The organism is Pseudomonas syringae group sp. J309-1 (assembly GCF_032582135.1).
In the GTDB taxonomy this organism is placed as follows: Bacteria; Pseudomonadota; Gammaproteobacteria; order Pseudomonadales; family Pseudomonadaceae; genus Aquipseudomonas; species Aquipseudomonas quasicaspiana.
In genome coordinates, this window is record NZ_JAWHNU010000104.1 from 1 (window position 1) to 7,896 (window position 7,896).

The 7,896-nt window shown below is 58.5% G+C and carries 7 protein-coding genes; 3 read left to right on the forward strand and 4 right to left on the reverse strand.

Annotated elements, in window-relative coordinates:
- Positions 1–304: 304 nt before the first annotated feature.
- The gene (locus RX972_RS28610) at positions 305–1,303 is read right to left on the reverse strand and encodes a diaminopimelate epimerase (protein WP_316880620.1); all 999 of its coding nucleotides are present in this window, start codon (positions 1,301–1,303) and stop codon (positions 305–307) included.
- 179 nt (positions 1,304–1,482) lie between these two features.
- Here RX972_RS28610 and RX972_RS28615 point away from each other — a divergent pair, with 179 nt between their 5' ends.
- Positions 1,483–2,304, forward strand: a complete 822-nt coding sequence (locus tag RX972_RS28615; RefSeq protein ID WP_316880622.1) for an alpha/beta hydrolase — start codon at positions 1,483–1,485, stop codon at positions 2,302–2,304.
- Positions 2,294–3,469 carry a PAS domain-containing sensor histidine kinase gene (locus RX972_RS28620; protein WP_316880624.1) on the forward strand — a complete coding sequence of 392 codons (1,176 nt, stop codon included), beginning with the start codon at positions 2,294–2,296 and terminating at the stop codon, positions 3,467–3,469. The genes RX972_RS28615 and RX972_RS28620 overlap by 11 nt, the downstream gene beginning before the upstream one ends.
- Before the next feature lie 138 nt (positions 3,470–3,607).
- Here RX972_RS28620 and RX972_RS28625 read toward each other — a convergent pair whose 3' ends face one another.
- Positions 3,608–4,231: a LysE family translocator gene (locus tag RX972_RS28625; RefSeq protein ID WP_316880626.1), complete on the reverse strand. Its 624-nt coding sequence runs from the start codon at positions 4,229–4,231 to the stop codon at positions 3,608–3,610.
- 52 nt (positions 4,232–4,283) lie between these two features.
- Positions 4,284–5,120: an AraC family transcriptional regulator gene (locus RX972_RS28630; RefSeq protein WP_316880628.1), complete on the reverse strand. Its 837-nt coding sequence runs from the start codon at positions 5,118–5,120 to the stop codon at positions 4,284–4,286.
- 221 nt (positions 5,121–5,341) lie between these two features.
- On the opposite strand from RX972_RS28630, the gene RX972_RS28635 reads away from it, so the two are divergent.
- On the forward strand, positions 5,342–6,526 hold the full coding sequence (locus RX972_RS28635; protein WP_027901895.1) for an ATP-binding protein: 1,185 nt from the start codon (positions 5,342–5,344) through the stop codon (positions 6,524–6,526).
- A 1-nt stretch (position 6,527) separates the two neighbouring features.
- On the opposite strand, the gene RX972_RS28640 is transcribed toward RX972_RS28635, so the two are convergent.
- A complete protein-coding gene (locus RX972_RS28640; RefSeq protein WP_316880630.1) occupies positions 6,528–7,631 on the reverse strand; it encodes a DNA alkylation repair protein in 1,104 nt (367 codons plus the stop codon).
- Positions 7,632–7,896 lie beyond the last annotated feature (265 nt).

A 7,896-nucleotide genomic window follows, 5' to 3' on the forward strand; every position in this document is an offset into this window, starting at 1 on the left:
GATTTTGATACGGCCAAGCTATTCAGCGAAAAACACTTCGTGAAAGCTTGACCGGCAACAGAGTATCTACAGGTCCAATGTTTGTTGCGCGACAGCGTTGCGTAGTAGACGGGGGGACGTCTCAAAGGCGTTAAAGCATAACTAACTGATTTATATCGATTTTATCTGTAGGAGCGCGCTTGCCCGCGATTGCGTCAGGACAGACGATATATTCATCGACTGACGGACCGATTCGCGGGCAAGCGCGCTCCTACAGGGTTCGTGTTTGCTGTGCGACGGGGGACGTCCCACAGGGAAGTGGTGTTTACTCGCCTGCTACCTTCGCCACCCCGAACAACGAAACCCTCAATTCTCCGTTGTGCTCTTCCAGCCTTACGGGTGCCGTTCCGCCCGGCATGCTGACGTGAACCAATCCTGATTCCACCAACCCGGCATGCCAGGCTGCGCTGGCCACGGCGCTGGCGCTGGTGCCTGAAGATGCGGTGGGGCCTTCGCCGCGTTCGAAGACCCTGGCCACGATTTGATTGGCGGATTGCACCCACGCCCATTGCAGATTCACCCCGGCTGGGCAAGGTTCGCCTGTGCCGGATTCACCTTTGGCAAAGGCGATACGCGTCAACGCCGCGTTCAATGCTGACTCCTGCAACGCCTCGAAAGACGGTAAGTCCGCTTCATCACTCACCAGCGTGACGCAATGAGGGTTGCCAATGCGCACGAAAACGCTGTGGTCCCATTGAGCATCAATCTGCGCTAAAGGCTTTACCCGATTAACCACGCGACCCTCGAGTTGCGCGGGCTCCAGGCTGTCGACAAGCGCGCCAACCGTCTTCGGCCCGAAAGACGGATTTCCGAGTGCCAGCCAGAAACCATGCTCGCCATTGACCGAAGTCGGCTCAACTTGAGTGCTGACCGGTGTCGCTGTGTCGCGGTTATCGTGATGAACCCGCAGCTCAAAGCCTTGCGAAGCAACATAACCAGAGTCAGTCAGAAAGCGGGCAAAAATGGTCATGCCGTTGCCGCTGCGTTCGGCCAGCGTACCGTCTGTATTGACGATCAATAGGTCAAATGGCGCTGCCTGCTGAAAAGGACCGACCAATAATCCATCTGAACGGTGCGCCTTTGCTCCTGCCGGGCGCGTGCCCTGTGGCCAGTTGCACAAGGCATGCACTGCGGCGGCGGCCCATTGTTCTCTATTCAAGGCAGCATCGGCTGCGTTATCAGCAATCGCGATGCCCCGTTCGCGCAAGTTCTGAGGCGTACAGACGATATAGATATTGCCGCGTGCGTCGTAAGTCTGACTCATGAACGGTTCACAGTTTGTTTAAAAAACAGCTATTGAGAAGCAGCCCCGAGCGCCGAAGCAAGCTTTTTCATGGAACAGATGCTTTCGTATGAGTGGTTCCTGTCTGGAACGATGCTAATCTCGTTTAATTCATTAGTGGCAATCTGATCACCTTTTGGGTCAGTGTTGGAGGCATACGGATGTCGGTGCAGTTACGCAATAACGTCAGGGTCACGGGAGAGGGGCCTGCAACCCTCGTGTTTTCCCATGGCTTCGGTTGCGACCAGAACATGTGGCGATTCATGGCCCCGTATTTCGCCGAGCGATTCAAGGTGGTGGTCTACGACCTGGTTGGTAACGGTCAGTCGGATCTGTCTGCCTACTACAAGCGCAAGTACGACTCTCTGGATGGCTACGCCAGTGATTTGCTCGAGGTCGTCAAGGAATTCGCCGGGCCGGGCCCGGTGATTCATGTTGGGCATTCGGTCGGCTCAATGATTGGCGTGCTCGCAGACCTGCGCGACCCCGGCCACTTCGCGGCGCAAGTCATGGTCGGCCCGTCGCCGTGCTACATCAACGACGGTGACTACGTGGGCGGTTTCACCCGGCAAGACATCGTTACCCTGCTCAGCACGCTGGCAGCTAACTATTTTGGGTGGGCCAGTACCATGGCTCCGGCCATTATGGGTGCCCCCGATCAACCCGAGCTGGGCGAGGAATTGACCCATAGTTTCTGTCGCACCAACCCGGAAGTTTCCCAGCAGTTTGCCCGCGTCACGTTCACGGCGGATAACCGTAAGGATGTAGCGCAGTTGCCGACCAAAACCCTGGTATTGCAGTGCAATGAGGATTTTATCGCGCCACTGGACGTGGGCGATTATCTGCAGCGGGTGATGCCTGACTGCACGCTGAGGGTTATCGATAACATTGGCCATTGCCCGCACATGAGTAATCCTGACGCATGTATTGTCGCGATGGATGAGTTCTTTGGCACGTCTGGAGTGGTGACTCTTGCCGGTTGATGTCGAGTTGAGCGCTGACAGCGACCTGCTGTTCGAGGGCGCGGCCTGTGGTCTGCTGCTGACTCGCGAGGACGGCACGATCCTGCGGGCCAATCTCACTTTCTGCCTGTGGATGGGCTCCGATTCGGCGAGCCTGGCTGGAACCCGCTTTCAGGATTTGATGAGCGTAGGGGACAAGATTTTCCAGCAGACACACTGGGGCCCGCTGCTGGAGATGCGGGGCTCCGTGTCGGAGATCAAACTCGACCTGGTGCGGCATGATGGTCACGTCATGACCATGATGCTCAATGCGATACGACGGGAAACGCCGCAGGGCGTGGTGCATCACCTGTCCCTGATGAGCGGCGAAGAGCGCAATAAATACCAGCGTGAACTGGCCGAGACGCGTCAGGCGGCTGAAGAGATGCTGTTGCAGCAACTGGCCTCTCAGAAGGAACTCTCCTCGGTGCAGAACCGGCTGCGTATGGCTCAGACCGAAGCCGACATTCGTGCCACTTTCGCCGAGCAGATGGTGGCCATCGTCAGCCACGACCTGCGCAATCCGCTGGCGGCGATCAAAATGGCGGCCGGGCTGATCGGGCTGGAACCGCTCAGCGACAAACAACAGCGCAGCCTCGGGCTGGTCAATCAATCGGTAGGGCGTGCGCAGCGTTTGATTGTCGATCTGCTGGACTTCACTCAGGCAAGGGTGGGCAGCGGTATTTCCGTGCTGCCCCAGCCGGTGCAGTTGCATGAGGTGATTGCTGCCAGCGTGGCGGAGCAACGGCTGTTATTTCCCCGGCGTGTGCTGATTCACGAATGTATTGGCGACGGCTTGTGCACGGCTGATGCCGACCGGCTATTCGAGCTGGTTGATAACCTGGTGAGCAACGCCGTGGCTTATGGCTCAGCGACAGGGGTTATCACGATCACCTCGGCATTCGATGCTCAGTGGATCCGCATCGCGGTGCACAACGTCGGTCCGCCGATACCGCCGGAGCGGCTTGATGGCCTGTTCGAACCCATGCCCCACGGCGTGGCTGACGATGATCCGAGTCGCAGCATCGGCCTTGGCCTGTTTATCGTCCGCGAAATCGCCCGCGCTCACTGGGGCGACGTCAGCGTTACCTCGACTGCCGAACAGGGCACGACGTTCACCATCAACCTGGCGCGGCCAGTGAGTTGATACCGCCTGACATAAAATCTGTAGGAGTGAGCTTGCTCGCGATGGCGTTTAATCAGACACAGCTTTGTAACGGATATACCGCCATCGCGAGCAAGCTCACTCCTACAGGTCACCCGTTTGCAGTGAAATCTGCATAGCTCAAACCCACACCGTCATCCACGTCGAAACCAGCAGCAACAGCGCCATGCTCCGGTTGAACCGTTGCATACCCGTTGGCGACCGACAAAACCGTGCAGCGCTGACGCCCAGCCAGGCCCATGCGGTCATGCAGGGGATCGCGATCAGGAAGAACATCAGCGACAGGTAGACCACGCGCATACCTCTGTCGGCTTCGGTCCCGGCAAAAACGCTGACCACTGCCAAGGCCATCATCCACGTCTTTGGATTAACCAGTTGCAGGCTGGCGGCCCCGAACAGGCCCAGTCGGGTGCCTTTGCTGTCCGTGGTGTTTTTATTTTCTGGGCCGCTCGGATCGATAGCTGCGGCTGGGGCGTTGAAAATCTGCCAGGCCATCCAGCTCAGCCAGGCAATTCCCACCCACGACATCGCGGTCTGAATACCCTGATGCCGAGCCAGCACATCGCCGATGCCGGTGCCCACCAGCAACACCAACGCCGCGGCGCCGCCACACGCGCCCAGCACGATAGGCGTCACCACGGACCAGCCGTGTCGCGAACTATGGGTCATGACCAGAATATTGGTCGGGCCGGGGGTGATGGATGACACGAAGGCAAACAGCACAAAGGGCAAAAACTGGTCCATGGAGCGCTCACTGGTGATTGATCGTCAGTCGATCATCGCCATTGGCCGTGCCTCAGTCTGGAAGGTTTGAGCAACGTTTGCGGTAATCGGCTGGGGTCATACGGTAAGCCCGCTGGAACCAGCGCCCCAAGTGGCTTTGATCAGCAAAACCCAGCGCAGCGGCGGTTTCAGCCGGGGATTGACCGCCCGCCAGCAAGCGCCGTGCTTTGGCCAGTCGTAACTGAATCAGATAGGCATGCGGGGCGATGCCAAAGGCGGCCTTGAACGCCCGGGTCAGCCGAAAGCGATCAACGCCCGTAACCCGCGCCAGATCATCCAGACCAATGTCGTGGCTGGCGTGGCTGTGGAGAAAGTCCCGCGCTATCTGCGCTACCCGTGGCAAGCGCGGGTCGGGCGAGACCTGGGTACGCCAGCGCAGATGGCGGGTCAGGTTCGACAGCAGTTCATCGAGTGCGGTCTGGCGTACGATGCGCAGCTCGGCTCCGTGCAGCGTCTGGAATGCGTTAGCGGTGGCAGTGGCCAGACGCGTGTCATCAGCCTGCGTGTCCGCGAAACTTATCTGGCAGTCAGCCGGTGTATGTTCGAACAGCGAGCGTAACTCCCGGTCCAGCCACTTCGGGTCTACATACAGGGTGAGGTAGGTAAAGCCTTCCGGGGAGGGGGCGTCACCGTCGTGGATTTCGCCGGGCTCCAGCAGGAAAATCCTGCCAGGTGTGCTCACATGGCGTTTTCGTCGGCAATGGAATTGCTGCACGCCCTGCTCGGTGATGCCCACCAGATAGCTGTCATGCCAATGCGGATCGTAGGCATGCCCCTCAAAATGCGCGCGAATCGTCTCGATGCCGGACTCGCTGTCCTGCTTCAGATCGATCCAGTTGCTGTTGGTCATGGCAAGGTCCTGTTGGCACGATGTTACGGGGCGGTGCATTTGATCAACGGTTCATCCTGAAAGATTTTCGACAGGCGAGGCGCTGATGTCTGGAAGATTTGTGCACGTTGAGTTTATTGTCATGGTCGGACGCAGTTCCCGACTTCCGGTTTTACGATCATGGCGTCTGGCCGGTACAATGCCGCCGATTTTCTCTCTTTCACGTTGATGACAGGAACGCCATGAGGCAGACCATCGCCGAAGATGTCGCATTAATCAGCCGGATCAGCGCGGTTCCCGCCATGCTTCAGGTGATCAGCGAGACCACGGGCATGGGGTTCGCCGCTGTTGCGCGCGTGACCGACACCTCATGGACCGCCTGTGCGGTGCTCGACAAGCTGAATTTCGGCCTCAAGCCCGGCGGCGAGCTGGAACTGACCACAACTATATGCCACGAAATCCAGTCTTCCCATTTGCACGAGGCGGTGATCATCGATCATGTCAGTGAAGACGATCACTATCGCACGCACCACACGCCGCGCATTTATCAGTTCCAAAGCTACATTGCCGTACCGGTATTCCTGTCAGACGGATCGTTTTTCGGCACCATCTGTGCGCTGGACCCTAAACCCGCCCAGCTCAAGGCCACGGCCATCGAGGCCTTGATGACCTCGTTCGCGCGGTTGTTGGCGATTCAGATCGAGGCCGAAGAAAAGCTGGAGCAAGTCAAAGCCGATCTGCGAGCAGAACGCGAAGTAGCAGAGTGGCGTGAGCAGTTTATTGCCGTATTGGGCCACGACCTGCGTAACCCGCTGTTTGCGATCACTGCCAGCGCCGAGTTGCTGTTACGGCGTTCTCTGGACGAAAAGGCCGCAAAAATTGCCGGTCATATCCTCACTTCCGGAAGGCGCGCCTCGCAGTTGGTGGACGATGTTCTGGATTTTGCCCGTGGGCGATTGGGGCATGGTATTCCATTGAGCCTGCATGAGTGTCGGGATCTGGGCGCAGCGCTCAGCCATGTGATTTCCGAAGTGCAACGTGTGCATCCAACACGTCCGATTCGATCCTTTATTGGCGCCCTCGACAGCATCAGGTGCGACCGCGAGCGGCTGGCGCAACTGCTGTCCAATCTGGTCGCCAACGCGATTTCCCACGGTGACGCCAACGGGGTCGTGGACGTAGCGGCCCGGGTTGAAGCGGGGGAGTTCCTGATGACAGTCACCAACCAGGGCGTGCCGATCCCCGATGATGTTCTGCCTCATCTCTTCCAGCCGTACTCGCGCCCCGGAGCCGAAGAACCTCAGGCCGGGCTTGGACTGGGTCTGTACATCTCCAGCCAGATAGCGCTGGCCCACGGCGGCATGCTGACGGTGCATTCCAGCCATGAAGACGGCACGACTTTCACCTTCCGCATGCCGTTGAGCTGACTCACGGCAGCAGTTCGAAACGACTGCTGGCCAGGCATTCGCCGTTGATCAGAACATCCAGTTCATGCACGCCCGGGTAATGCACCCGGGTGGTGAAATTACGCACCTGAAGTTTGCGTGTCACGTTCACCGACTCGCCGGGCCCCAACTCCAGCGTCTTGATCTTGAAGACCTTGGCTGAGGTGCCGCCGGACTTCTTCACGTAATGAATCGCGTAATCGATGATCAGCCGCTGGGTTTGCTCGGCGGTCGACGTTAGCTCGAAAGACAGACTCAGGTCGTCACCCAGACGAATCGTGCCGGGAGTGACACTGATCAGCGCTACACGCACTTGCGGCTTATGTCCTGCGCCCATGATCGTCAGCGCACGACGGTCACCTTTTTTGATCAACGAGCGTAATGCGTGACGGGCGATCCAGGCCGTGTGCGGGTTTTCCAGCGACCAGCCTTCGATTTGCGCCAGCACCCAGTCGGGGTTGTCCTTGGTGATGTCGTTCAGGTGATTGGCCACCGACTTGCGCACATACAGGCTGCTGTCAGCCTTGAGGGTGTCGAGGATCGGCAGCACTGGCGCGGGGTCGGCCATCAGCGTTTCAAGGCGGAACGACCATGGTAGCCGCGGTCGACTGCCTTCACTGGCCAGTCTGCGCACGTGTTCATTTTCGTCCAGTGCCCAGCCTTGCATGATCAGCAGCGCCCGCTGGAAATCCAGACGCAGGAAGTGCCGCACGGCAAACTCTGACGAGCCAAAGGTCGTGAAGAACTTCAGCGCTTCCATAGAGCGTTCGAAGTCGTGCTGACCATAGAGCGCCACGTATTCCGGCAGGATCAGGCTGACAAAGCTGCTGTTCAGGCGCGGCGCGAGCTCATACAAAATCCCCAGTGCCTCGGGGTAATCCGCAGGCAAGCCAGCATGCAACCCGCGACTGACGCGGTTGAGCCGTTGCATCAGCGACTGGCTGTCCAGGTCATGGGCCACATGCGCCAGAAACGCTTGCGTATCGAAAGCGGGGTAAAGCGCCGTTGTCTGTTCGGCGATGTGCTGCAGCCGCGCCCGGTTGAAAATCTCCTTCAACGCCGGCGCGGCCTGGGTGGTGTCGGTCATGGGGAGCTCCAGATTATGAACGCGTAGAACCTGTGGGAGATTCTATGTTGGCCTGCAAGGGTTGATCTCGGTGGTGCGAATTCATTCGCAAATGCGTCATGTCAGGCGACAGAAGTGTTAAATCTGCCGGCCCTTTCCCGAATGAATTCGGTCCCACAGGTTTTGCATAAGCTTGAGAGGCTACCAACCTGTGGGAGCTGAGCTTGCTCGCGATGGACGATGACGCGGTATGGCCATGAAAACGAGTCGTCAGTATCGCGGGCAA